The organism is Gluconacetobacter entanii (genome assembly GCF_003206495.1).
In the GTDB taxonomy this organism is placed as follows: domain Bacteria; phylum Pseudomonadota; class Alphaproteobacteria; order Acetobacterales; family Acetobacteraceae; genus Novacetimonas; species Novacetimonas entanii.
The window spans coordinates 89,100-111,277 of the sequence record NZ_NKUF01000001.1 but is presented as its reverse complement, the minus strand read 5'-3'; the positions used below and the strand labels follow the sequence as shown (position 1 = coordinate 111,277).

27 protein-coding genes are annotated in these 22,178 nt (G+C 61.6%); all 27 read right to left on the bottom strand.

The genetic code is table 11. From position 1 onward, the window contains the following. Positions 1–363: a 50S ribosomal protein L18 gene (gene rplR / locus CFR72_RS00535; protein WP_110094607.1), complete on the bottom strand. Its 363-nt coding sequence runs from the start codon at positions 361–363 to the stop codon at positions 1–3. Continuing rightward, positions 363–896 (bottom strand): 50S ribosomal protein L6, encoded by a 534-nt coding sequence (gene rplF, locus CFR72_RS00530; RefSeq protein WP_110094608.1) that lies wholly within the window; start codon positions 894–896, stop codon positions 363–365. Before rplF ends, rplR begins: the two co-directional genes overlap by 1 nt. Before the next feature lie 10 nt (positions 897–906). Continuing rightward, the gene (rpsH, locus tag CFR72_RS00525) at positions 907–1,305 is read right to left on the bottom strand and encodes a 30S ribosomal protein S8 (protein WP_110912119.1); all 399 of its coding nucleotides are present in this window, start codon (positions 1,303–1,305) and stop codon (positions 907–909) included. 12 nt (positions 1,306–1,317) lie between these two features. Further along, positions 1,318–1,623: a 30S ribosomal protein S14 gene (rpsN, locus tag CFR72_RS00520; RefSeq protein ID WP_110525713.1), complete on the bottom strand. Its 306-nt coding sequence runs from the start codon at positions 1,621–1,623 to the stop codon at positions 1,318–1,320. Between the two features lie 105 nt (positions 1,624–1,728). After that, positions 1,729–2,298 carry a 50S ribosomal protein L5 gene (rplE, locus tag CFR72_RS00515; protein ID WP_110094611.1) on the bottom strand — a complete coding sequence of 190 codons (570 nt, stop codon included), beginning with the start codon at positions 2,296–2,298 and terminating at the stop codon, positions 1,729–1,731. 10 nt (positions 2,299–2,308) lie between these two features. Next, complete coding sequence (gene rplX, locus CFR72_RS00510; protein ID WP_110912118.1) at positions 2,309–2,629, bottom strand: 50S ribosomal protein L24; 321 nt, start codon at positions 2,627–2,629, stop codon at positions 2,309–2,311. Continuing rightward, the gene (rplN, locus tag CFR72_RS00505) at positions 2,629–2,997 is read right to left on the bottom strand and encodes a 50S ribosomal protein L14 (protein WP_003621089.1); all 369 of its coding nucleotides are present in this window, start codon (positions 2,995–2,997) and stop codon (positions 2,629–2,631) included. The genes rplX and rplN overlap by 1 nt, the downstream gene beginning before the upstream one ends. Positions 2,998–3,012: 15 nt before the next feature. After that, positions 3,013–3,300 carry a 30S ribosomal protein S17 gene (gene rpsQ, locus CFR72_RS00500; RefSeq protein WP_110094613.1) on the bottom strand — a complete coding sequence of 96 codons (288 nt, stop codon included), beginning with the start codon at positions 3,298–3,300 and terminating at the stop codon, positions 3,013–3,015. A gap of 13 nt (positions 3,301–3,313) precedes the next feature. Further along, positions 3,314–3,550 carry a 50S ribosomal protein L29 gene (gene rpmC / locus CFR72_RS00495; protein ID WP_110094614.1) on the bottom strand — a complete coding sequence of 79 codons (237 nt, stop codon included), beginning with the start codon at positions 3,548–3,550 and terminating at the stop codon, positions 3,314–3,316. 1 nt (position 3,551) lies between these two features. Beyond that, positions 3,552–3,968 (bottom strand): 50S ribosomal protein L16, encoded by a 417-nt coding sequence (rplP, locus tag CFR72_RS00490; protein WP_110912117.1) that lies wholly within the window; start codon positions 3,966–3,968, stop codon positions 3,552–3,554. A gap of 53 nt (positions 3,969–4,021) precedes the next feature. Next, the gene (gene rpsC / locus CFR72_RS00485) at positions 4,022–4,699 is read right to left on the bottom strand and encodes a 30S ribosomal protein S3 (protein WP_003621098.1); all 678 of its coding nucleotides are present in this window, start codon (positions 4,697–4,699) and stop codon (positions 4,022–4,024) included. 3 nt (positions 4,700–4,702) lie between these two features. Continuing rightward, complete coding sequence (gene rplV, locus CFR72_RS00480) at positions 4,703–5,110, bottom strand: 50S ribosomal protein L22 (RefSeq protein WP_003621100.1); 408 nt, start codon at positions 5,108–5,110, stop codon at positions 4,703–4,705. 2 nt (positions 5,111–5,112) lie between these two features. Further along, positions 5,113–5,391, bottom strand: a complete 279-nt coding sequence (rpsS, locus tag CFR72_RS00475; protein WP_003621102.1) for a 30S ribosomal protein S19 — start codon at positions 5,389–5,391, stop codon at positions 5,113–5,115. A 12-nt stretch (positions 5,392–5,403) separates the two neighbouring features. Beyond that, positions 5,404–6,234 carry a 50S ribosomal protein L2 gene (gene rplB, locus CFR72_RS00470; protein WP_110912116.1) on the bottom strand — a complete coding sequence of 277 codons (831 nt, stop codon included), beginning with the start codon at positions 6,232–6,234 and terminating at the stop codon, positions 5,404–5,406. A gap of 16 nt (positions 6,235–6,250) precedes the next feature. Next, positions 6,251–6,547: a 50S ribosomal protein L23 gene (locus CFR72_RS00465; protein ID WP_171791019.1), complete on the bottom strand. Its 297-nt coding sequence runs from the start codon at positions 6,545–6,547 to the stop codon at positions 6,251–6,253. Positions 6,548–6,582: 35 nt separating this feature from the next. Continuing rightward, positions 6,583–7,197 (bottom strand): 50S ribosomal protein L4, encoded by a 615-nt coding sequence (rplD, locus tag CFR72_RS00460; RefSeq protein ID WP_110094616.1) that lies wholly within the window; start codon positions 7,195–7,197, stop codon positions 6,583–6,585. Between the two features lie 12 nt (positions 7,198–7,209). Further along, complete coding sequence (rplC, locus tag CFR72_RS00455) at positions 7,210–7,893, bottom strand: 50S ribosomal protein L3 (protein WP_110912115.1); 684 nt, start codon at positions 7,891–7,893, stop codon at positions 7,210–7,212. 10 nt (positions 7,894–7,903) lie between these two features. Further along, positions 7,904–8,212: a 30S ribosomal protein S10 gene (gene rpsJ / locus CFR72_RS00450; RefSeq protein ID WP_007282720.1), complete on the bottom strand. Its 309-nt coding sequence runs from the start codon at positions 8,210–8,212 to the stop codon at positions 7,904–7,906. 108 nt (positions 8,213–8,320) lie between these two features. Then, positions 8,321–9,511, bottom strand: coding sequence for an elongation factor Tu (gene tuf, locus CFR72_RS00445; protein ID WP_010506739.1), 1,191 nt, complete (start codon positions 9,509–9,511; stop codon positions 8,321–8,323). Positions 9,512–9,604: 93 nt separating this feature from the next. Further along, positions 9,605–10,081 (bottom strand): 30S ribosomal protein S7, encoded by a 477-nt coding sequence (rpsG, locus tag CFR72_RS00440; protein ID WP_003621106.1) that lies wholly within the window; start codon positions 10,079–10,081, stop codon positions 9,605–9,607. Between the two features lie 14 nt (positions 10,082–10,095). Further along, on the bottom strand, positions 10,096–10,467 hold the full coding sequence (gene rpsL / locus CFR72_RS00435) for a 30S ribosomal protein S12 (RefSeq protein ID WP_003621118.1): 372 nt from the start codon (positions 10,465–10,467) through the stop codon (positions 10,096–10,098). Positions 10,468–10,917: 450 nt separating this feature from the next. Further along, positions 10,918–15,114: a DNA-directed RNA polymerase subunit beta' gene (gene rpoC / locus CFR72_RS00430; RefSeq protein ID WP_110912114.1), complete on the bottom strand. Its 4,197-nt coding sequence runs from the start codon at positions 15,112–15,114 to the stop codon at positions 10,918–10,920. 105 nt (positions 15,115–15,219) lie between these two features. Continuing rightward, positions 15,220–19,392, bottom strand: a complete 4,173-nt coding sequence (gene rpoB, locus CFR72_RS00425) for a DNA-directed RNA polymerase subunit beta (protein ID WP_110912113.1) — start codon at positions 19,390–19,392, stop codon at positions 15,220–15,222. Positions 19,393–19,683: 291 nt separating this feature from the next. Beyond that, positions 19,684–20,058: a 50S ribosomal protein L7/L12 gene (rplL, locus tag CFR72_RS00420; protein ID WP_110094621.1), complete on the bottom strand. Its 375-nt coding sequence runs from the start codon at positions 20,056–20,058 to the stop codon at positions 19,684–19,686. A 102-nt stretch (positions 20,059–20,160) separates the two neighbouring features. Then, positions 20,161–20,679, bottom strand: coding sequence for a 50S ribosomal protein L10 (gene rplJ, locus CFR72_RS00415; protein WP_110912112.1), 519 nt, complete (start codon positions 20,677–20,679; stop codon positions 20,161–20,163). A 287-nt stretch (positions 20,680–20,966) separates the two neighbouring features. Then, positions 20,967–21,662 (bottom strand): 50S ribosomal protein L1, encoded by a 696-nt coding sequence (gene rplA / locus CFR72_RS00410; protein ID WP_110912111.1) that lies wholly within the window; start codon positions 21,660–21,662, stop codon positions 20,967–20,969. Positions 21,663–21,667: 5 nt separating this feature from the next. Beyond that, a complete protein-coding gene (gene rplK / locus CFR72_RS00405) occupies positions 21,668–22,102 on the bottom strand; it encodes a 50S ribosomal protein L11 (RefSeq protein WP_110094624.1) in 435 nt (144 codons plus the stop codon). Between the last annotated feature and the right edge of the window lie 76 nt (positions 22,103–22,178).

Sequence of the window (22,178 nt, the reverse complement as noted above, 5' to 3'; positions counted from 1 at the left end):
TCAGAACGAGAGACCGCCCTCACGGGCAGCCTCCGCCAGGGCTTTGATACGCCCATGATACAGATACGAGCCGCGATCGAACACGACCTTCGACACACCCGCCGCAACCGCGCGTTCGGCAAGCAGCTTGCCAACGGCGCCAGCCGCTGCCACGTCCGCACCGCTCTTGAGCGAGGTACGCAGATCCTTCTCGATGGAAGACGCTGCGGCCAGTGTGCGGCCGGCGACATCGTCGATCACCTGCGCGTAAATATTCTTGCCCGACCGGAACACCGAAAGGCGCGGCCGTCCGCCACTCTTGCGGCGAAGCTGGAAGCGAAGACGCTGACGACGCCGCTCCCGCAGATCCTGCTGCGCGCTCATTATTTCTTCTTACCTTCCTTGCGACGGATGGTCTCCGTTTCATAACGGACACCTTTGCCCTTGTAGGGCTCGGGCTTGCGGAAGCTGCGGATATCAAGCGCAACCTGGCCAACGCGCTGCTTGTCGATGCCCTCGACGGTCACAGCGGTCGGACGCGGGGTCGTGATCTTGATACCGGCCGGGATCTCATACACGATATCGTGCGAATACCCGAGGTTCATGACAAGGTTCTTGCCCTGAACCGCAGCGCGGTAACCCGTGCCACTGATTTCCAGCGTCTTGGAGAACCCTTCGGACACTCCCTTGACCATGCTGGCGATCAGCGAACGCGTCGTGCCCCACATCATGCGGGCCTGCGCCTGCGTGCCGACCGGCTTGACCGAAACCTTGCCGTCCGCGACTTCAGCTTCGATGTGATGCGACAGGGGCAGCTTCAGCTCACCGAGCTTGCCCTTGGCCGTCAGCACACCATCAGCGATGGAAACCTGAACTCCCGACGTAATCTCGACGGGATATTTGCCAACTCTCGACATTCATCCCTCCTTAGAATACGCGGCAGAGAACTTCGCCGCCGACATTGGCAGCGCGGGCTTCCCCATCCGACAGCACGCCACGCGGGGTCGACAGGATCGACACGCCCAGCCCGGCATACACACGCGGCAGTTCCTTGATCTTGGAATACACGCGACGTCCCGGCTTGGAGACGCGGTGGATTTCCTTGATCACGGGCTCGCCATCAAGATACTTCAGCTCGATACGCAGCTGGGCGACACCCTTGCGCAGTTCTTCCTTGGAAAAACCACGGATGTATCCCTCGCGGCGCAGCGCCTCGAGTACGTTTGCACGCAGCTTTGACGACGGTGCGACGCATGCCGCGTGACGCGCACGCTGGGCATTGCGGATCCGGGTGAGGAGATCACCCAAAGGATCAGAAAGTGACATCGTTCCCTGCCCTTACCAGCTCGATTTAACCATACCCGGGATCTGACCATTGGAGGCCAGGTCGCGCAGGGCGATACGGCAGAGTTCGAACTTTCTGTAATTGGCGCGGGGACGCCCCGTCAACTTGCACCGCAGGCGGACGCGCACGCGCGATCCGTTCCGCGGAAGTTCAGCAAGCTTCAGCGATGCATCAAAACGATCCTCGACCGGCAGAGAGCGGTCCATGATGATGTTTTTCAATGCAGTCCGCTTTGCCTTGTCCCGTGCTGCCATGCGCTCACGCTTGACATTCCGGTTTACGGCGGAAATCTTGGCCATGCCTTGTTTTATCCTCCGGAACCTGTCGGGCCATTCCCAACGGTTTTCCAAACTACGTGTGTCTTAGGTCTTCCTGGCTTCCAGTGAAAGCCCCTCTCGCAACTTTTATGCTGCGAAGGGCAGATCGAATGCCTTCAGAAGAGCCTTGGCTTCAGCATCGGTCTTCGCGCTCGTGACGAAGATGATGTCCATGCCGCGAATATCGTCGACCTTGTCGTACTCGATTTCCGGAAAGACGATCTGTTCCTTCAGGCCCATGGCGAAGTTGCCATGCCCGTCGAACCCCTTGTTCGCCGGCAGGCCGCGGAAATCGCGGACACGCGGCAGGGCGATCGTCACCAGACGGTCAAGGAACTCATACATCTGCGCACGGCGCAGCGTGACCTTGCACCCGATCGGCAGACCTTCACGGATCTTGAAGCCCGCGATAGCCTTCTTGGCAACCGTCTTGACCGGCTTCTGACCAGCGATCAGGGTCATTTCCTGGTACGCGGCATCCAGCTTCTTCTGGTCGCCTGCGGCTTCGCCGACACCCATGTTGAGAACGATCTTCTCAAGCGCCGGAACCTGCATCACATTCTTGTAGCCGAACTCCTCGCGCAGTTTCGCGCGCAGTTCGTCATTGTAACGCTTCTGCAGACGCGGCACCGAGCGGGTTACGTTAGCTTCTGACATCCCCGCCTCCTCAGCCTTCGATGACTTCGCCGGTCGCCTTGGCGACGCGAACCTTGCGACCGTTTTCCAGAATGCGATAGCCGACGCGCGTCGGATCGCCACTCTTGGGATCGATCAGCTTCAGGTTGGACAGGTGAACCGGCATCTCCTTCTCGATGATGCCTCCCTGCTCACCCATGCGGCTGGGGCGGGTATGACGCTTCGCGATCGCGACACCGCGCACGATGGCCTTTTCGGCGGCGGGCAGCACGGTCACGACCTCACCGCGCGTACCGCGCGACGAACCGGTGATGACCAGGACCTGGTCGCCCTTCTTGATACGTGCGGCCATTACAGCACCTCCGGCGCCAGCGAAATGATCTTCATGAACTTGCGCGCACGCAGTTCACGCACGACCGGGCCAAAGATACGGGTTCCGATCGGTTCCTGCTGCTTGTTGATCAGCACGGCGGCATTGCGGTCAAAGCGGATGGCGCTGCCATCGGGACGACGCACGGGATAGGACGTGCGGACGATCACCGCCTGGTGCACATCACCCTTCTTGACCTTGCCGCGGGGAATCGCTTCCTTGACGGACACGACAATCACGTCGCCGACCGAGGCGGACTTCCGCTTGGAACCGCCCAGCACCTTGATGCACTGCACCTGACGCGCGCCGGAATTGTCGGCGACGTCAAGGTTGGTCTCGGGATGGATCATGCTCTATGCCCTTCTTTACGCCTGTGCGCCAGACTGGGCCTCGGTCGCAGGGGCAGCCGCGAGGGGGGCGCCATTGCGAACCACGACGGTCCAGGTCTTGCGCCGGGAAATGGGGCGGCATTCTTCGATGCGCACCGTATCCCCGATCTTGCATTCATTCAGCTGGTCATGCGCCGCATACTTCTTCGAGCGACGGATGAACTTCTTGTACAGCGGATGGATGACGCGACGATCGACAAGGACGGTCACCGTCTTGTCCATCTTGTCGCTGGTCACCCGTCCGGTCAGGACGCGCCTTGGCATCGCCCGTCTCCCTTCAGGACTTGACTGCCGGCGTAGTGCCGGCAGCGATCTTCTTCAACGCCTCAGACGCAATCGTCTTGACGCGGGCAATCTCGCGACGCACCGCACGCATACGCGACTGCCCTTCGGTCTGGCCGGTTGCATGCTGGAACCGAAGATTGAACTGCTCGCGCTTCAGATCGATGAGAAGCGTATCCAGTTCTTCAACAGTCTTGGCACGCAGATCGGCCGGCTTGGTTGCCTTTGCCATCTCACGCGTCTCCAATACGGGTCACAAACTTCGTCTTGATCGGCAGCTTTGCCGCGCCAAGAGCCAGCGCTTCACGCGCGACTTCCGGCGACACGCCTTCGATCTCGAACAGGATACGACCCGGCTTCACACGGGCCACCCAATATTCAGGCGACCCCTTGCCGGAGCCCATACGCACTTCTGCGGGCTTTGTCGAGACCGGAAGGTCAGGAAAAATCCGAATCCACACGCGACCCGCACGTTTCATGGCGCGGGTGATGGCCCGACGGGCCGCTTCGATCTGACGGGCGGTAATCCGTTCCGGCTGCAGGGCCTTGAGGCCGAAAGCCCCAAAGTTCAGGGTCGTCCCCACTTTCGCCAGTCCGTGGATGCGGCCCTTGTGGGCCTTGCGGAACTTTGTCCGCTTGGGAGAAAGCATTTTTTCAAATCCTCAGCGCCGCCTGGCGCACTCTGTTCCCTATTCCCCGCAGATCAGCGCTGCGGGGCCTGCTCGGCGGCGCGACGATCCTGCGCCAACGGATCATGGGCAAGAATCTCGCCCTTGAAGATCCAGACCTTCACACCACAGGTGCCATAGGTCGTCTTTGCCGTCGCCACACCGTAATCGATATCTGCACGCAGCGTATGCAGCGGCACGCGGCCTTCGCGATACCATTCGACACGCGCGATTTCAGCGCCACCCAGACGGCCGGAGCAGTTGATCCGGATCCCCTGCGCGCCAAGACGCATGGCGGACTGCACGGCACGCTTCATGGCACGACGGAAGGCCACGCGGCGTTCGAGCTGCTGGGCGATGTTGTCGGCCACCAGCGTCGCATCGATTTCCGGCTTGCGGATCTCGACGATGTTCAGCGCAACGTCGGTCTTCGCCATGCGGGTCAGATCCTTGCGCAGCACGTCGATGTCCTGGCCCTTCTTGCCGATCACGACACCCGGACGCGCGGCATAGATCGTCACGCGCGGCTTCTTGGCCGGACGTTCGATCACGACGCGCGACACGCCAGCACCCGACAGCTTGCGACGCAGGTAGGAACGCAGCTTCAGGTCATCATGCAGCAGACGGGCATAATCGGCGTCCGCATACCAGCGGCTGTCCCAGGTGCGGTTGATGCCGAGCCGCAGCCCGATCGGATTGACTTTATGTCCCATGGATCAGGCCGCCTTCTTTCCGGTTGCCGCTTCTGCCTCGGGCTGACGCTCCGCCACGATGATCGTCAGATGGCTGAAAAACTTTTCGATACGGGCCGAACGGCCACGCCCGCGGGCATGGAAGCGGCGCATGACGATCGACTTGCCAACTTCCGCGCGCGCCACCACCAGCTGGTCAACGTCCAGCTGATGGTTGTTTTCGGCATTCGCGATGGCGCTTTCCAGCGTCTTCTTGACCTGCTGTGCGATGCGGCGCTTGGAGAACGTCAGCGTCGCGACGGCCTGTGCGGCAGGCTTGTTGCGAATCAGACCCGCAACAAGGTTCAGTTTACGCGGGCTAATGCGGATATTCCGCGTGGTGGCCTGCGCTTCGGTTTCCGCGAGCGTGCGCGGATGCTTAGGCTTGCTCATGATCAGCCCCGCTTCGCTTTCTTGTCCGAGGAATGACCCGTGAAGGTGCGGGTCGGCGAAAATTCACCGAACTTGTGCCCCACCATGTTCTCGGTCACCTGCACGGGCAGGAACTTGTGCCCGTTATAGACGCCAAACGTCAGTCCCACGAACTGCGGCAGAATGGTTGAGCGACGCGACCAGATCTTGATCACTTCGTTACGGCCCGATGCGCGCGACGCATCGGCTTTGTTCAGTAGATACCCGTCCACGAACGGGCCCTTCCAGACGGAACGTGCCATCTTGTATGCCCCTTACTTGCCGGTCTTCCGGCGACGGATAATCAGACTGTCCGTACGCTTGTTGACCATGGTCTTGTAACCCTTTGTCGGCTTGCCCCACGGCGTAACCGGATGACGTCCGCCCGAAGTCCGGCCTTCACCACCGCCATGCGGATGGTCGACCGGGTTCATGACAACGCCACGGTTGTGCGGACGACGGCCGAGCCAGCGGGCACGACCTGCCTTGCCCATGTGCTGGTTCATGTTGTCCGGGTTGGACACCGCACCGATCGTCGCCATGCATTCGGCACGCACGACACGCAGCTCACCGGACTGCAGCTTGATCTGGGCATAGCCCATGTCCTTGCCGACCAGCTGTGCGTAGGTGCCAGCCGAACGGGCGATCTTCCCACCAGCACCCGCCTTGAGCTCGATGTTGTGGATGATCGTCCCCACCGGCACCGCCGACAGCGGCATCGCGTTGCCCGGCTTGATGTCGGCGCGCAGGCCGGACACCACCTGATCACCCGCCTGCAGGCGCTGCGGCGCGATGATGTAGGCGAGTTCACCGTCAGCATACTTCACCAGCGCGATGAAGGCCGTGCGGTTGGGGTCATATTCCAGACGCTCCACCGTGCCGACGACGTCGAACTTGCGACGCTTGAAATCGACATAGCGGTAGGACTGCTTGTGACCACCACCGATGAAACGCGAGGTGGTGCGGCCGTGATTGTTACGACCGCCGCTCTTGTTCTTGCCCTCGGTCAGCCCCTTGACGGGCTTGCCCTTCCAAAGCTCCTTGCGGTCGATCAGGACCGTTCCGCGCAGGCTGGGGGTAACCGGGTTAAAGTGCTTCAATGCCATTTCTTGTCACCCCGCGTCAGGACAGCTTGGCGGTCAGGTCAATGGACTGACCATCAGCAAGCTGCACGAACGCCTTCTTCACATCAGACCGCTGGCCGGGACGTCCCTTGAAGCGCTTCGCCTTGCCCTTCTGGACAAGGGTGTTCACACCAAGGACCTTGACGCCGAACAGTGTTTCCACCGCGACCTTGATCTCGAACTTCGACGCGCCGGACGCGACCTTGAACCCGACCTGGTTCTTTTCGGACAGGGCTGTCGCCTTTTCCGTGATCAGCGGCGCGCGGATGATGTCGTACATCGCTTCGCGCGACATACGTTCCGCCTTCTTGCGCAGTGCGAGGATGTTGGTCATGCCAGACGCTCCTTCAGACCCTCAAGCCCGGCGCGCGTGATGGCCAGCACCTCATGGTTGAGGATATCATAGACATTCGCACCGATGGTCGGGAGGATGTCGATCTTCGGCAGGTTGCGTGCCGCACGACCGAAGTTTTCCTCGACCGCGGCGTCCACGATCAGCGCCGACTTCCAGCCAAGCACCTTCAGCTTCTTCGCCAGGTCGGACGACTTGCCCGAGGCGGTCGCGGCGTCAAGCACCACCAGCTTGCCTTCGGCAGCCTTCTGCGACAGCGCGGAAATCAGGCCCAGACGGCGCACCTTCTTGGGCAGGTCATAGCCATGGTCACGCACGACCGGACCATGAACCACGCCACCGGTGCGGTACTGCGGCGAACGCAGCGAACCCTGACGGGCGCTACCGGTGCCCTTCTGCCGATAGGGCTTCTTGGTCGTGCCGGAGATTTCCCCCATGCCCTTGACCTTGTGCGTGCCCGCACGGCGCTTTGCCAGCTGCCAGTGAACGACGCGGGCCATGATGTCGGCGCGCGGCTCAACCTTGAAAATCTCGTCGGGAAGCGTTGCCGTACCGGCGCTTCCGTTCTCGAGGGTTTTGATCTCGTAATCCATTGCCCTCTATCCTCAGCCCGCTACCTGGGCCAGGGCGGCCGGATACGGCACCTCGGCATGACGGGGCTTCTTGATCGCATCACGAACCAGAATCAGCTCATTCTTGCCGCCCGTGACGGAGCCGCAGATCATCAGCAGATTCTTCTCGGCATCGACGGCGGCCACTTCCAGATTCAGGGTGGTCACACGTTCCGAACCGAGATGTCCGGCCATTTTCTTGTTCTTGAAGACCTTGCCCGGATCCTGACGATTACCCGTCGATCCGTGCGAACGGTGACTGATCGAGACACCATGCGAGGCTTCGAGACCGGCAAAGTTCCAGCGCTTCATCGCGCCGGCAAAACCTTTACCTTTGCTGGTGCCGGTCACATCCACTTTCTGCCCGACGACGAAGTGAGCGGCGGACAGCGTGGCGCCGACTTCCAGGACGGCATCATCGGCCACCCGGAATTCAACCAGCTTCCTCTTCGGCTCAACCTTCGCCTTGGCGAAATGGCCACGGCACGGCTTCGTTACATTCTTGACCTTGGCCTTGCCCGACCCAAGCTGGACGGCGGAGTAGCCGTCACGTTCCTTGGTGCGGACATCAACCACCTGCAGGTCATCCACCTGCAGGACAGTCACCGGCACATGTGTGCCGTCTTCCTTGAACAGCCGGGTCATACCCAGCTTCTTTGCGATCAATCCGGTGCGCATCGTCTGGACCTTAGAGTTTAATCTCGACATCCACGCCAGCGGCGAGGTCGAGTTTCATGAGAGCGTCCACGGTCTGCGGGGTCGGCTCGACAATGTCGAGCAGCCGGCGATGGGTCCGAATTTCGAACTGCTCGCGGCTTTTCTTGTCCACATGGGGAGAACGGTTGACAGTGAACCGTTCGATATGCGTCGGCAGCGGGATAGGACCCCGAACCCGCGCACCCGTACGCTTCGCCGTATTGACGATCTCTTTTGTGCTGTTATCGAGCACCCGATGATCGTACGCCTTCAGGCGAATGCGGATGTTCTGGTTGTCCATCTTTCTGTTTCAGTCCAACTTTAACTGGTTCGGGGGAACCCGATCCGCCAATGATATCCCCGGCCAGATCGCTCCGGCCGGGGACATCATCACTTCAGTTACTTACAATCACGCAGTGATCGAAGCGACCACGCCTGCACCGACCGTACGGCCACCTTCGCGGATAGCGAAGCGCAGGCCTTCATCCATGGCGATCGGAGCAATCAGTTCGACATCCATGGCGACGTTATCGCCAGGCATGACCATTTCCGTGCCTTCCGGCAGGTGAACGACGCCGGTGACGTCGGTCGTGCGGAAATAGAACTGCGGACGATAGTTGGTGAAGAACGGCGTGTGACGGCCACCCTCTTCCTTCGTCAGGATGTAGGCTTCCGCCTTGAACTTCGTGTGCGGGGTGATGGAACCCGGCTTCGCCAGGACCTGACCACGCTCCACGTCTTCGCGCTTCGTGCCACGCAGCAGCGCGCCGATGTTGTCGCCGGCTTCGCCGCGATCCAGCAGCTTGCGGAACATTTCGACGCCCGTCACCGTCGTCTTCTGCGTCGGACGCAGACCAACGATTTCGATTTCGTCACCAACGTTCACGGCGCCACGCTCGACACGGCCCGTCACCACGGTGCCACGACCGGAGATCGAGAACACGTCTTCGATCGGCATCAGGAACGGACGGTCGATCGGACGCTCCGGCTGCGGAATGTATTCGTCAACGGCGTTCATGAGATCCATGACGCGGTTTTCGCCGACTTCCGGATCACCATCTTCCAGCGTCACCAGGGCCGAACCCTTGATGATGGGGATATCGTCGCCGGGGAACTGATAGGCGGACAGAAGTTCACGAACTTCCATTTCCACCAGTTCCAGCAGTTCCGGATCGTCAACCTGGTCAACCTTGTTCAGGAAGACGACCAGGGCCGGAACGCCAACCTGGCGGGCCAGCAGGATGTGCTCACGCGTCTGGGGCATCGGGCCGTCAGCGGCCGACACAACCAGGATCGCGCCGTCCATCTGCGCCGCACCAGTGATCATGTTCTTCACGTAGTCGGCGTGGCCGGGGCAGTCGACGTGCGCATAGTGACGCTTCGCCGTTTCGTATTCGACGTGAGCGGTGGAGATCGTGATACCACGGGCGCGCTCTTCCGGCGCCGCGTCGATCATGTCGTAAGCCTTGAACTCCGCACCACCAGCCTTGGCAAGCGTCTTGGTGATAGCAGCGGTCAGCGAGGTCTTGCCGTGATCGACGTGACCAATCGTGCCGATGTTGCAGTGCGGCTTATTCCGCTCAAATTTAGCCTTTGCCATCGTTTTCTCCGTTACTTCGGCCTCATGCCGAAAGTCGGGTTAGAAAGTTCCGTGTCGGAAGCCGAGCCGGTGAATATACCGACCTGACGCCCTTTACCAGCGGTAATGACTGAACGCCTTGTTGGCTTCCGCCATGCGATGCGTGTCTTCGCGCTTCTTGACGGCGGCGCCACGGTTGTTGACCGCGTCCAGAAGCTCGTTCGACAGGCGTTCCTGCATCGTGTTTTCGCCGCGCTTGCGCGACGCGTCGATGAGCCAGCGGATCGCAAGCGCCTGACGACGCTCGGCCCGGACTTCGACCGGAACCTGGTAGGTCGCACCACCAACGCGGCGCGAACGCACCTCGACGGCCGGCTTCACGTTGTCCAGCGCGCCGTGGAACAGCACGACCGGATCAGCAGCAGCACCACCGCGGCGACGCAGCACCTCAAGGGCGCCATAGACGATCCCTTCGGCGGTGGACTTCTTGCCGTCGTACATCAGGGCGTTCATGAAACGCGTGATGACGACATCACCAAATTTCGGATCGGGAAGAATCTCGCGCTTAACAGCGCGATGACGGCGACTCATGCCTGGTATTCCTTTTACTTAGGACGCTTCGCGCCATAGAGCGAGCGACGCTGACGACGCTTGGCGATACCCTGGGTATCCAGAACGCCGCGCAGAATGTGATATCGCACGCCAGGAAGATCCTTGACGCGACCGCCGCGGATCAGGACGACACTATGTTCCTGAAGGTTGTGGCCTTCACCCGGAATATAGCTCACAACCTCATAACCGTTCGTCAGGCGCACCTTCGCAACCTTACGCAGAGCCGAGTTCGGCTTCTTCGGTGTGGTTGTGTAAACACGAGTACAAACGCCACGCTTCTGCGGACATCCCTGCAGGGCAGGTACCTTGTTGCGTTTGGCTGCGGGCTCGCGGCCTTTCGCGATCAACTGGTTGATGGTCGGCATACGCCTTTCCCGATCCTTACAAATTTCGGCCGGCCAACCCCATAGTCCGGTTGCCGACTGTCGTTCACAACAAAACCCCAACGAATGAAGATCATTCGGTCGGGCATCATATATGCATCCGGCCTGGGCCGCCCGATTCCCGGGAGGCGGTACCGCATGCGAGCATGCTGCATTCGACGGCCAACGACGTCATTCAGACAGGGCTAGCCGAGGGCGCGGAACCTACGAAGAGAATGGCTTGAAGTCAAGCCTTTGCTCAGGATTCGGACATGCATGCGGCATGACCATTCCGCATGAGGCGTCAAAACACCCCATTAAAATATGAAACGGGATGATTCGGCGGTTCATGCGCCGAGTCCCGAATCGGAATCCACCCGTGGGCGAACCCCGATGCAGCATTGGCCGACGGGCGGGACACAGCAGCGCGCCCCACCCATCGGCCGGTATCCGTTACTCGGCAGCCTTCGTCGTGGCCACCGCAGGCTTCGCATGTGCCAGGCGCTGACGGTCCTGACCGGCCGCCACCGCACGCAGCTTGTTCATCACGCTGCCCGTGCCCGCCGGGATCAGGCGCCCGACGATCACGTTTTCCTTCAGGCCGTTGAGCGTGTCCTTCTTGCCCGCCGTGGCGGCTTCGGTCAGGACGCGCGTCGTCTCCTGGAAGGACGCGGCGGAGATGAACGACTGCGTCTGCAGCGAGGCCTTGGTGATGCCCTGAAGCACGGGCATGGCCACGGCCGGACGCTCGCCCATATTCAGGCGCTTGGTGTTCTCGGTCTCGTATTCGATCCGGTCCACCGTCTCGCCAATCAGGTAGGTCGTGTCGCCCGGCTCGAGGATCTCGACCTTCTGCAGCATCTGGCGGACGATCACCTCGATGTGCTTGTCGTTGATCTTCACGCCCTGCAGTCGATAGACGTCCTGGATTTCATTCACGAGGTAGTCGGACAGCGCCTCGACCCCAAGAACCTTCAGGATGTCATGCGGCACGCGCGGACCATCGACCAGCGGATCGCCAACCTGCACGAAGTCGCCTTCCTGAACCGAGACATGCTTGCCCTTGGGGATCAGGTAATCGGTTTCCTCGCCCGTCTCGTCGTTCTTGACGATGACACGGCGCTTCGACTTGTAGTCCTTGCCGAATTCGACACGGCCTTCGGTCTCGGAAATGATCGCGTGATCCTTCGGACGCCGTGCCTCGAACAGTTCGGCCACGCGCGGCAGACCACCGGTAATGTCACGCGTCTTCGAACCTTCGCGCGGGATGCGCGCCAGCACGTCACCCGCATTCACATGCGCGCCGTTTTCAACCGACAGCAGCGAGTCAGGCGACAGGAAGTAGCGTGCGTCGTTGCCGTTCGCCAGCTTGACCACATCGCCCTTGGCGTCCTTGAGCTGCAGGCGCGGCCGCAGGTCGACGCCCTTGGAGGCCTGCTTGTAGTCAACGACGACCTTCGACGTCAGGCCGGTGACCTCATCCATACGCTCGACAAGCGTGATGGAATCGATCAGGTCGAGATATTCGACCGTGCCCGCCTGTTCGGTGATGATCGGCAGGGTGTACGGATCCCACTCGGCCAGCTTCTGGCCACGCGTCACCTCGACCCCGTCCTCGATCAGCAGGCGCGCACCATAGGGCACGCGATAGCGCGCGCGCTCCGTCCCCTTGTCGTCCGTCAGCAGGATTTCGCAGTTACGCGACATGACGATGGGCACGTTCTGGCTGTTCTGCACCACGTTGCGGTTGCGGATCGTCACCTTGCCATCGCGCGAAGCCTCGACCATCGACTGTTCCGCGCCACGCTGCGCGGCACCGCCGATATGGAAGGTGCGCATCGTCAGCTGCGTGCCCGGCTCACCAATGGACTGGGCGGCAATGACGCCCACGGCCTCGCCGATATTGACCGGCGTGCCGCGTGCAAGGTCACGGCCATAGCAGTGGCCACACACGCCCACACGGCTGTCACAGGTCAGGACCGAGCGGATCAGGATGCTTTCCACCCCGGCCTTCTCGATCTGTTCCGCCTGCGCTTCCTCGATCAGGGTGTTGCGCTTGAACAGCACCTCACCCGTTGCGGGGTCCAGCACGTCGGCGGCCAGCGTGCGGCCCAGCATGCGCTCGGACAGGGAGGCGACAACCTCGCCCCCATCCATGACCGCACGCACCGTCAGGCCGCGTTCCGTGCCGCAATCGTCCTCGACGATGATGCAGTCCTGCGCCACGTCGACCAGGCGACGCGTCAGGTAACCGGAGTTCGCGGTCTTCAGCGCCGTATCGGCCAGGCCCTTACGCGCGCCATGGCTGGAGGTGAAGTAGTCGAGAACCGACAGGCCTTCCTTGAAGTTGGCGATGATCGGCTGCTCGATGATCTCGCCCGACGGCTTGGCCATCAGGCCGCGCATGCCGGCCAGCTGCTTCATCTGCGCTGGCGACCCACGGGCACCGGAGTGGCTCATCATCCACACCGAGTTGGTGGGCTTGCCGATCTCCTGCTTGGAGATCTCCTTCATCATCGCGGCCTGCACTTCGTCCGTGCAGCGCGACCAGGCGTCAACCACCTTGTTGTAGCGCTCGCCCGCCGTGATCAGGCCGTCCTGATACTGCTGCTCGAACTCCTTGACCTCGTTGGCGGTATGCTCGACGAGTTCCTTCTTCTCCTTCGGCACGATCATGTCGTCCTTGCCGAAGGAAATGCCGGCCTTCGCCGCGTGCTTGAAGCCAAGCCCCATCAGGCGGTCACAGAAGATCACGCACTCTTTCTGGCCGCAATGGCGGTACACCGCGTCGATGACGTCGGACACCGTCTTCTTGGTCAGCTGCTTGTTGATCAGCGAGAACGGCAGCGCCGCGCTGCGCGGCAGGATCTGCGCGACCAGCATGCGGCCCGGCGTGGTGACGACGGTTTCACGCGTGACATTGCCTTCGGCGTCGATGTTCTCGATGCGCGCGCGGATCTTGTCATGCAGCTTCACCGCGCCGGTGGTCAGCGCGTATTCGACCTCACCCACGCTGGAGAACGACGACGCACCGGCCACCGTCACCTTACCCTGCGCATCATATTCGTTGCGGTCCGGGGTTGCGCGGAATTCGGGCGTCTCGAGGCTCAGGTAATACAGGCCCAGCACGATATCCTGCGACGGCACGATGATCGGCTTGCCGTTGGCGGGGCTGAGGATGTTGTTGGTGGACATCATCAGCACGCGCGCCTCGAGCTGCGCCTCAAGGCTCAGCGGGACGTGCACGGCCATCTGGTCACCGTCGAAGTCCGCGTTGAAGGCGGTGCAGACCAGCGGGTGCAGCTGGATCGCCTTGCCTTCGATCAGCACCGGCTCGAACGCCTGGATGCCCAGACGGTGCAGCGTCGGCGCGCGGTTCAGCATGACCGGATGTTCGCGGATCACTTCTTCAAGGATGTCCCAGACCTCGGGACGTTCCTTTTCCACCATCCGCTTGGCGGCCTTGATGGTGGTGGCGTGACCGTACTTTTCCAGCTTGGAGTAGATGAACGGCTTGAACAGCTCCAGCGCCATCTTCTTGGGCAGGCCGCACTGGTGCAGCTTCAGTTCCGGTCCGACCACGATGACCGAACGGCCGGAGTAATCGACGCGCTTGCCCAGCAGGTTCTGGCGGAAACGCCCCTGCTTGCCCTTGAGCATGTCGGACAGCGACTTCAGCGGGCGCTTGTTCGCCCCCGTGATGGCGCGGCCGCGACGGCCATTGTCGAACAGGGCGTCAACCGATTCCTGCAGCATGCGCTTTTCGTTACGCACGATGATGTCGGGCGCGCGCAGTTCGATCAGCCGCTTCAGGCGGTTGTTACGGTTGATGACGCGGCGGTACAGGTCGTTCAGGTCGGACGTCGCGAAACGGCCACCATCCAGCGGGACCAGCGGGCGCAGTTCCGGCGGGATGACCGGGATCAGCTCCATGATCATCCATTCGGGGCGCGATTCACTTTCGGAAAACGCCTCGATCAGCTTCAGGCGCTTGACCAGCTTCTTGCGCTTGGCCTCGGACGTGGTTTCCTTCAGTTCCTGGCGCAGTTCGACCTTTTCCTGATCGCAGTCGATGCGCTCAAGGATCTTCTTGATCGCCTCGGCCCCGATCCCGACCTCGATCCCCTCGTCGCCATGCTCGTCCATGACGTCGAGATACTGGTCTTCGGTCAGCAGGCTGTACTGCTTGAGCGGCGAGGTGCCGGGTTCAAGCACCACATAGCTTTCGAAATACAGGATCTTTTCCAGATCCTTCAGCGTCATGTCGACCATCAGGCCGATACGGCTGGGCAGCGACTTCAGGAACCAGATGTGCGCAACCGGGTTGGCAAGCTCGATATGGCCCATACGTTCGCGACGGACCTTCGCCAGCGTGACTTCGACGCCGCACTTCTCGCAGATGATCCCGCGGAATTTCATCCGCTTGTATTTGCCGCACAGACATTCGTAATCCTTGATCGGACCGAAAATCCGCGCACAGAACAGACCATCACGCTCCGGCTTGAAGGTGCGATAATTGATGGTCTCGGGCTTCTTGATCTCGCCATAGGACCATGACCGGATCTGCTCGGCCGAGGCGAGCTGGATCTTGATCTGGTCGAAGGTCATCGCCTGGCCAGTCTGGCCAAGGATCTTCATGAGTTCATTCATGCGCCGCAAACCCCCTGAGGGAAAAGGACGGGGACAGACCGACTATCTGCCCCCGACCCTGAAAATAAAACGTATGGACGGGTCGTTACCTTGCTCATGGAACGATCAGGTGCCGCTCTGTTCGAGGTCCACGTTCAGGCCCAGCGACTTCAGTTCCTTGATCAGGACGTTGAAGCTTTCGGGGATGCCGGCCTCGAAATCATCCTGCTCGCGCACGATGGCTTCATAGACCTTGGTGCGGCCCGACACGTCATCGGACTTCACCGTCAGCATTTCCTGCAGCGTGTAGGCCGCGCCGTAGGCTTCCAGCGCCCAGACTTCCATCTCACCGAAGCGCTGCCCGCCGAACTGCGCCTTACCGCCCAGCGGCTGCTGGGTCACCAGCGAGTAGGGACCGATCGAACGTGCATGGATCTTATCATCGACAAGGTGATGCAGCTTCAGCATGTAGATGTAGCCGACCGTGGTCTTGCGCTCGAACGGCTCGCCCGTGCGGCCATCGATCAGCTGCGACTGCCCCGACTTGTCGAGCCCTGCTTTCTCCAGCATCGCCTCGATGTCCGGGATGGAGGCGCCATCGAACACCGGTGTCGCGATGGGCACGCCCTTGCGCAGGTTGTTCGACAGTTCGATCAGCTGCGCATCCGTCATGTCGGCAATGGTGGAGGCAAAGGCCTCGTCGCCATAGACCGAACGCAGCTCGTCAAGCAGTTCCTGACGCTTCTCGCCCGTCTTGTGATAGGTATCGACAAGCTGCCCGATCTCGCGGCCGATATTGGCGCAGGCCCAGCCGAGGTGGGTTTCAAGGATCTGCCCCACATTCATGCGCGACGGCACGCCCAGCGGGTTGAGCAGCAGGTCAACCGGGGTCCCGTCCTCAAGGAACGGCATGTCCTCGACCGGCACGACGCGGGAGACGACACCCTTGTTGCCGTGGCGGCCGGCCATCTTGTCGCCCGGCTGCAGCTTGCGCTTCACCGCGACGAACACCTTGACCATCTTCATCACGCCCGGCGGCAGTTCGTCACCGCGCTGCAGCTTTTCGACCTTGTTGTCGAAACGCGCCTGGATGCGCGACACCGCCGTATCGAACTCGCGGCGCAGCACCTCGAGTTCCGCCATCACCGCATCGGACACCACGGTGATGTTGCGCCATGCGCCACGCGGATGCTCCGACAGGACCTCGTCCGTGATGACGGTGCCCGAACGGATGCCCTTGAAGCCCGCACCCGCCGTCTGCCCGATCAGGTGTTCGCGCAGGCGGTTGTAGAAGGAGCGTTCCTGAATGGCGCGTTCGTCATCGCGGTCCTTGGCCAGACGCTCGATCTCGGCACGCTCGATCGCCATCGCGCGCTCGTCCTTGTCCACGCCACGGCGGGAGAAGACGCGCACGTCAACGATCGTGCCACTGGTGCCCGGCGGCAGCTTCAGCGAGGTGTCGCGGACGTCGGACGCCTTTTCACCGAAGATGGCGCGCAGGAGCTTTTCTTCCGGCGTCATCGGGCTTTCGCCCTTCGGCGTAACCTTGCCGATCAGAATGTCGCCGGGGTTCACCTCGGCGCCCACATAGACGATGCCGGCCTCGTCGAGGTTGCGCAGCGCTTCCTCACCGACATTGGGGATGTCGCGGGTGATTTCTTCCTGACCCAGCTTGGTGTCGCGGGCCATGACCTCGAATTCCTCGATATGGATCGAGGTGAAGACGTCATCACGCGCGATCCGCTCGGAAATCAGGATCGAATCTTCGAAGTTGTACCCGTTCCACGGCATGAACGCGACCAGCACGTTCCGTCCCAGCGCCAGTTCACCAAGCTCGGTGGAGGGACCGTCGGCGATGATCTCGCCCGCCGAAACCTGATCCCCCACGCGGACCAGCGGACGCTGGTTGATGCAGGTGGACTGGTTCGAGCGCATGTATTTGCGCAGGCGGTAGATATCGACACCCTGCGTCGCACCGGCATCATCGGTGGCACGCACGACGATGCGCGCACCGTCGATCTGGTCCACGATGCCACGGCGGCGGGCGACGATGGTCGCACCCGAGTCATGGGCGACGGCGGCTTCCATCCCGGTGCCGACCAGCGGCGCGTCGGAACGCACCAGCGGCACCGCCTGACGCTGCATGTTCGAGCCCATGAGCGCACGGTTCGCGTCATCGTTCTCAAGGAACGGGATCAGGGCCGCGGCGACCGACACAAGCTGCTTGGGCGACACGTCACAGGCCGTCACCTCGTCAGGCAGGACCTGGCGGAAGTCGCCACCACGGCGCACGGACACCAGTTCACCGGTCAGGTTGCCCTTGTCGTCCTGTTCCGCATCCGCCTGCGCGACGATGAGCTTGTCTTCCTCCATCGCGGACAGATATTTCCAGCCGCTCTGCAGGACGCCGTTCTCGACCATGCGGTACGGCGTTTCGATGAAGCCGTACTTGTTGACCTTCGCATAGGTGGCCAGCGAGTTGATCAGGCCGATGTTCGGGCCTTCCGGCGTCTCGATCGGGCAGATGCGGCCATAATGGGTCGGATGGACGTCACGGACTTCAAAGCCCGCGCGCTCACGCGTCAGGCCGCCCGGGCCAAGCGCCGAAAGACGACGCTTGTGCGTGACTTCCGACAGCGGGTTGGTCTGGTCCATGAACTGGCTGAGCTGCGAGGAGCCGAAGAACTCACGCACTGCGGCGGCAGCCGGCTTTGCATTGATCAGGTCATGCGGCATGACCGTGTCGATATCGACCGACCCCATGCGTTCACGGATCGCGCGCTCCATGCGCAGCAGGCCGACGCGATACTGGTTTTCCATCAGTTCGCCGACGGAGCGGACACGACGGTTGCCAAGGTTGTCGATGTCGTCGATCGCGCCGCGACCATCCTTCAGTTCGCACATGATCTTGACCGTGCGCAGGATGTCTTCCTTGCGCAGGACGCGCACCGTGTCGGGCACGTCCACGCCAAGGCGCATGTTCATCTTCACGCGGCCAACGGCGGACAGGTCATAGCGGTCGGGATCGAAGAACAGGCCGGAGAACATCGCTTCGGCCGTCTCGGGCGTCGGCGGCTCACCGGGGCGCATGACACGATAGATATCGGTCAGCGCATCGTCACGCGACGTATTCTTGTCGATCGCCAGCGTATTGCGGATCCACGGGCCGTTGGTCGCGTCGATCGCCAGCGTCACCAGCTTGGTGACACCATCGGCCTCAAGCGCCTCAAGGCGGGCTTCGGTCAGTTCGTCCCCGGCCTCGGCAAAGATCTCGCCGGTTTCGGGATTGACCATGTCGAACGCGATGAAACGACCGATCAGGCCGGCCGGGCCGACCAGCACGTCCTTCGTGGTTTCCGCGATCTTGCGGACCATGCGCGCCGTCAGCTTGGTGTCCACCTGGGCGACGATTTCGCCCGTATCGGCATCCACCAGGGGTTCCAGCAGCTTCTGGCCACGGAACGCATCGGGGTCGAAACGGCGGGCCCAGCCCTTCTCGCTCTTGATGAACTCGACCTGACCATAGAAATAGCCAAGGATTTCATCGGGCGTCATGCCCCGGATTTCCATCGATTCGACGTCGCCGCCCTCGGCCGCCTTCGCGTCGCGCGCGGCGCGGGATTCCTCGCCCTCCAGCGCGTACAGCAGCGTGGTGACCGGCAGCTTGCGCTTGCGGTCGATGCGGACGTAGATCAGGTCCTTGCTGTCGAATTCGAAGTCGAGCCACGAGCCACGGTACGGGATGACGCGCGCGGCGAACAGGAACTTGCCCGACGAATGGGTCTTACCCTTGTCATGGTCGAAAAACACGCCGGGACTGCGGTGCATCTGGCTGACGATGACGCGCTCGGTCCCGTTGATGATGAACGTGCCGTTATCCGTCATGAGCGGCATGTCGCCCATGTAGACCGGCTGCTCCTTGATATCACGGATCGAGCGCGAACCCGTATCCTCGTCCACGTCCCACACGATCAGGCGCAGGATCACCTTCAGCGGGGCGGCAAAGGTCAGCCCGCGCTGGATGCATTCCTCAACATCGTATTTCGGCTCTTCGAGTTCATAGCTGACGAATTCGAGTCGACCACGTCCGGCAAAATCATTGATCGGAAAGACGGAACGGAACACTTCCTGCAGCCCGGTCGGCGTCCGGCTGTCGGGTGACACGTTCATCTGCAGGAATGCCTCGTAACTGGCACGCTGCACGTCGATCAGATTGGGCATCGGAGCGATTTCGGGTATACGCCCGAAGCTCTTGCGGATGCGTTTGCGTCCCGTGAACGATTTCGTAATCGCGTTCATCGCCTATCCAGCCCCCATCCACACAAGACCTGCTCCCCATCCGCCGTCATTGCCTTGCGGCCACGGGACAAAGACAGATCCAGAAATTCTTTCAGGTCGCCCATCCTCATGGCCCGACCCCAGACCCGTCCCTTCACATGACTTGAGGACGACCCCTTCTACCGCCAAAGGCACCCGAGACCTTGCGGTCAGGGTGCCTGTAACGCCCAAGGGGGCGGAGATCAGAAGATCTCCACCCTCACCTGAATATCATCTCAACATCCGCAAGCGGGAATGTTGACAGGATACATCTTATTTGATTTCGACAGAAGCACCGTTGTCTTCAAGGGTCTTCTTGATCTTCTCGGCTTCATCCTTGCTGACGCCTTCCTTGACGGTCTTGGGCGCGCCCTCGACCAGGTCCTTGGCTTCCTTCAGGCCCAGGCCCGTGATGCCACGGATTTCCTTGATGACGTTGATCTTCTTGTCGCCAGCCTTCGTCAGCACGACGTCGAACTCGGTCTTCTCTTCAGCCGGAGCAGCAGCAGCGCCGGGAGCAGCAGCGGCAACAGCAACCGGAGCAGCAGCGGAAACGCCCCACTTCTCTTCCAGCAGCTTGGACAGTTCGGCAGCTTCGAGAACGGTCAGAGCGGACAGTTCGTCAACAAGTTTGTTCAGATCGGCCATGATTCAGTCTTCCTAATTTATACACTGGTTGGCGTGATACAATCCCGAAATTTCGGGAAAGTGCCATTTTGTTGATATCCCGGCGCACCGGGACATGGGTGGCTAGGCTGCCTCGCCCGTCTTGGCATAGGCGCCGAAAACCCGCGCAAGCTGTCCGCCCGGTGCCTGAAGCACACCCGCGATGCGCGTTGCCGGCGTGGAGATGAGCCCCACCAGCTGCGCCCGGAGCACGTCCAGGGACGGCAGTTCCGCCAGCGCCTTGATTCCCTCGACATTCAGTGTCTGGGAGCCAAGCGATCCGCCGAGCAGAACAAGCTTTTCGTTGGTTTTGGCGAACTCGACCAGCACCTTCGCCACGGCCACGGGTTCATCCGCCCACGAAATCGAGGTCGGCCCCTTCAGCAGCGGCTTGATGCCTTCGAACTGGGTCCCTGCCAGGGCGAGATCGGCCAGCCGGTTCTTCGCGACCTTGTAAGTCGCTCCGGCCGCGCGCACACGCCGCCGAAGTTCCGTCACATCAGCCACATTCAGCCCGTCATTACGGGTGACAATGACCATGGACGTCTTGGCGAACACGGTCGCGAGGGAGGCAACAAACTCCCGCTTCTCCGTACGGTCCAAATCCCGTCTCCATCGTAATCCATCAGGAAACCTGACGGATTGGGTTTACCCTTGGGGCCCGCCCGGCATGGGCACACCCCGGTTCGCCTGTCCTTTGCAAACGGAACAACCAGTGTCAGGCGACATGCGCCTGTAATCCGGCATCCCCGTCTTCCGGCTGCCGTCCCTCTGGCGAAGGACAATCAAGGCACAGGGCCGCATCCGGTCATGGACAGGTTCGGAAAATGGCCCGCCGGGCGGACCATTCCCTTTTCATCCCCCCCCGTCAGGGGCGGGACAATCCTTCATCAGGATGCGACGAGCGCCGCCACATCCAGATGCACACCCGGTCCCATCGTGGACGACAGGGACACCTTCTTGATGTAGGTGCCCTTCGCGCCCGTGGGACGGGCCTTCTGCACCGCATCGACGAACGCGCGGATGTTTTCCGCAAGCTTCGCTTCGTCGAACGACGCCTTGCCGATGCCGGCATGCACGATACCGGCCTTCTCGGCGCGGTATTCGACCTGACCGGACTTTGCGGCCGTGACCGCGCCCTTCACGTCCATCGTGACGGTGCCCAGCTTCGGGTTGGGCATCAGGCCACGCGGGCCGAGGATCTTGCCCAGGCGACCGACGAGCGCCATCATGTCCGGCGTCGCGATGCAGCGGTCGAACTCGATCTCGCCAGCCTGCACCTTTTCGGCGAGGTCTTCGGCACCGACCACATCGGCACCGGCGGCCTTCGCTTCCTCGGCCTTCGGGCCACGGGCGAACACGCCGACGCGCAGGGTCTTGCCCGTGCCGTTGGGCAGCGACAGCAGGCCACGGACCATCTGGTCGGCATGGCGCGGGTCGATACCAAGGTTCATGGAGATTTCGACGGTCTCGTCGAACTTCGCCTTCGCGCCCTGCTTCACCAGGGAGATGGCGTCGTCGAGGCCATAGGCCTTGGTCGAATCAACATTGGCGCGCGCGGCGGCCAGACGCTTGTTCTTTGCCATGGACTTTAGCCCTCCACCACGTCGAGGCCGATGGAGCGCGCTGAACCGCTCAGCATGCGCACGGCGCCGTCGATGTCATTGGCGTTCATGTCTTTCATCTTCACCTCGGCGATCTCACGCAGCTGCGCGATGGTCACCTTGCCGACGGTCGCGGCCTTTCCGACGGTGGAGCTGCCCTTGTTGATCTTGGCAGCCTTCATCAGGAAGTACGTGTTCGGCGGGGTCTTGGTGATGAAGCTGAAGGTACGGTCGGCATAGGCCGTGATGACCACGGGAATGGGCATCCCCGGTTCCATACCCTGCGTCTTGGCGTTGAACTCCTTGCAGAACTGCATGATGTTCAGGCCGCGCTGACCAAGGGCCGGACCAACCGGCGGGGAGGGATTCGCCTTGCCGGCGGGAATCTGCAGCTTGATGTAGCCAACGATTTTTTTGGCCATATCCGGGGCTCCTGACTGTTTCACCCGGACCGCGGTTCAGGCGGTCACCCCCGCCATGACCTGGCGAAGGCAAGGG

Bases quoted from the DNA above. Each gene is read 5' to 3' on its own strand.
- rplR (WP_110094607.1), bottom strand. From the start codon at position 363: ATGAGCGCGCAGCAGGATCTGCGGGAGCGGCGTCGTCAGCGTCTTCGC.
- rplF (WP_110094608.1), bottom strand. From the start codon at position 896: ATGTCGAGAGTTGGCAAATATCCCGTCGAGATTACGTCGGGAGTTCAG.
- rpsH (WP_110912119.1), bottom strand. From the start codon at position 1,305: ATGTCACTTTCTGATCCTTTGGGTGATCTCCTCACCCGGATCCGCAAT.
- rpsN (WP_110525713.1), bottom strand. From the start codon at position 1,623: ATGGCCAAGATTTCCGCCGTAAACCGGAATGTCAAGCGTGAGCGCATG.
- rplE (WP_110094611.1), bottom strand. From the start codon at position 2,298: ATGTCAGAAGCTAACGTAACCCGCTCGGTGCCGCGTCTGCAGAAGCGT.
- rplX (WP_110912118.1), bottom strand. From the start codon at position 2,629: ATGGCCGCACGTATCAAGAAGGGCGACCAGGTCCTGGTCATCACCGGT.
- rplN (WP_003621089.1), bottom strand. From the start codon at position 2,997: ATGATCCATCCCGAGACCAACCTTGACGTCGCCGACAATTCCGGCGCG.
- rpsQ (WP_110094613.1), bottom strand. From the start codon at position 3,300: ATGCCAAGGCGCGTCCTGACCGGACGGGTGACCAGCGACAAGATGGAC.
- rpmC (WP_110094614.1), bottom strand. From the start codon at position 3,550: ATGGCAAAGGCAACCAAGCCGGCCGATCTGCGTGCCAAGACTGTTGAA.
- rplP (WP_110912117.1), bottom strand. From the start codon at position 3,968: ATGCTTTCTCCCAAGCGGACAAAGTTCCGCAAGGCCCACAAGGGCCGC.
- rpsC (WP_003621098.1), bottom strand. From the start codon at position 4,699: ATGGGACATAAAGTCAATCCGATCGGGCTGCGGCTCGGCATCAACCGC.
- rplV (WP_003621100.1), bottom strand. From the start codon at position 5,110: ATGAGCAAGCCTAAGCATCCGCGCACGCTCGCGGAAACCGAAGCGCAG.
- rpsS (WP_003621102.1), bottom strand. From the start codon at position 5,391: ATGGCACGTTCCGTCTGGAAGGGCCCGTTCGTGGACGGGTATCTACTG.
- rplB (WP_110912116.1), bottom strand. From the start codon at position 6,234: ATGGCATTGAAGCACTTTAACCCGGTTACCCCCAGCCTGCGCGGAACG.
- CFR72_RS00465 (WP_171791019.1), bottom strand. From the start codon at position 6,547: ATGTCGCGCGAAGCGATGTACGACATCATCCGCGCGCCGCTGATCACG.
- rplD (WP_110094616.1), bottom strand. From the start codon at position 7,197: ATGGATTACGAGATCAAAACCCTCGAGAACGGAAGCGCCGGTACGGCA.
- rplC (WP_110912115.1), bottom strand. From the start codon at position 7,893: ATGCGCACCGGATTGATCGCAAAGAAGCTGGGTATGACCCGGCTGTTC.
- rpsJ (WP_007282720.1), bottom strand. From the start codon at position 8,212: ATGGACAACCAGAACATCCGCATTCGCCTGAAGGCGTACGATCATCGG.
- tuf (WP_010506739.1), bottom strand. From the start codon at position 9,511: ATGGCAAAGGCTAAATTTGAGCGGAATAAGCCGCACTGCAACATCGGC.
- rpsG (WP_003621106.1), bottom strand. From the start codon at position 10,081: ATGAGTCGCCGTCATCGCGCTGTTAAGCGCGAGATTCTTCCCGATCCG.
- rpsL (WP_003621118.1), bottom strand. From the start codon at position 10,467: ATGCCGACCATCAACCAGTTGATCGCGAAAGGCCGCGAGCCCGCAGCC.
- rpoC (WP_110912114.1), bottom strand. From the start codon at position 15,114: ATGAATGAACTCATGAAGATCCTTGGCCAGACTGGCCAGGCGATGACC.
- rpoB (WP_110912113.1), bottom strand. From the start codon at position 19,392: ATGAACGCGATTACGAAATCGTTCACGGGACGCAAACGCATCCGCAAG.
- rplL (WP_110094621.1), bottom strand. From the start codon at position 20,058: ATGGCCGATCTGAACAAACTTGTTGACGAACTGTCCGCTCTGACCGTT.
- rplA (WP_110912111.1), bottom strand. From the start codon at position 21,662: ATGGCAAAGAACAAGCGTCTGGCCGCCGCGCGCGCCAATGTTGATTCG.
- rplK (WP_110094624.1), bottom strand. From the start codon at position 22,102: ATGGCCAAAAAAATCGTTGGCTACATCAAGCTGCAGATTCCCGCCGGC.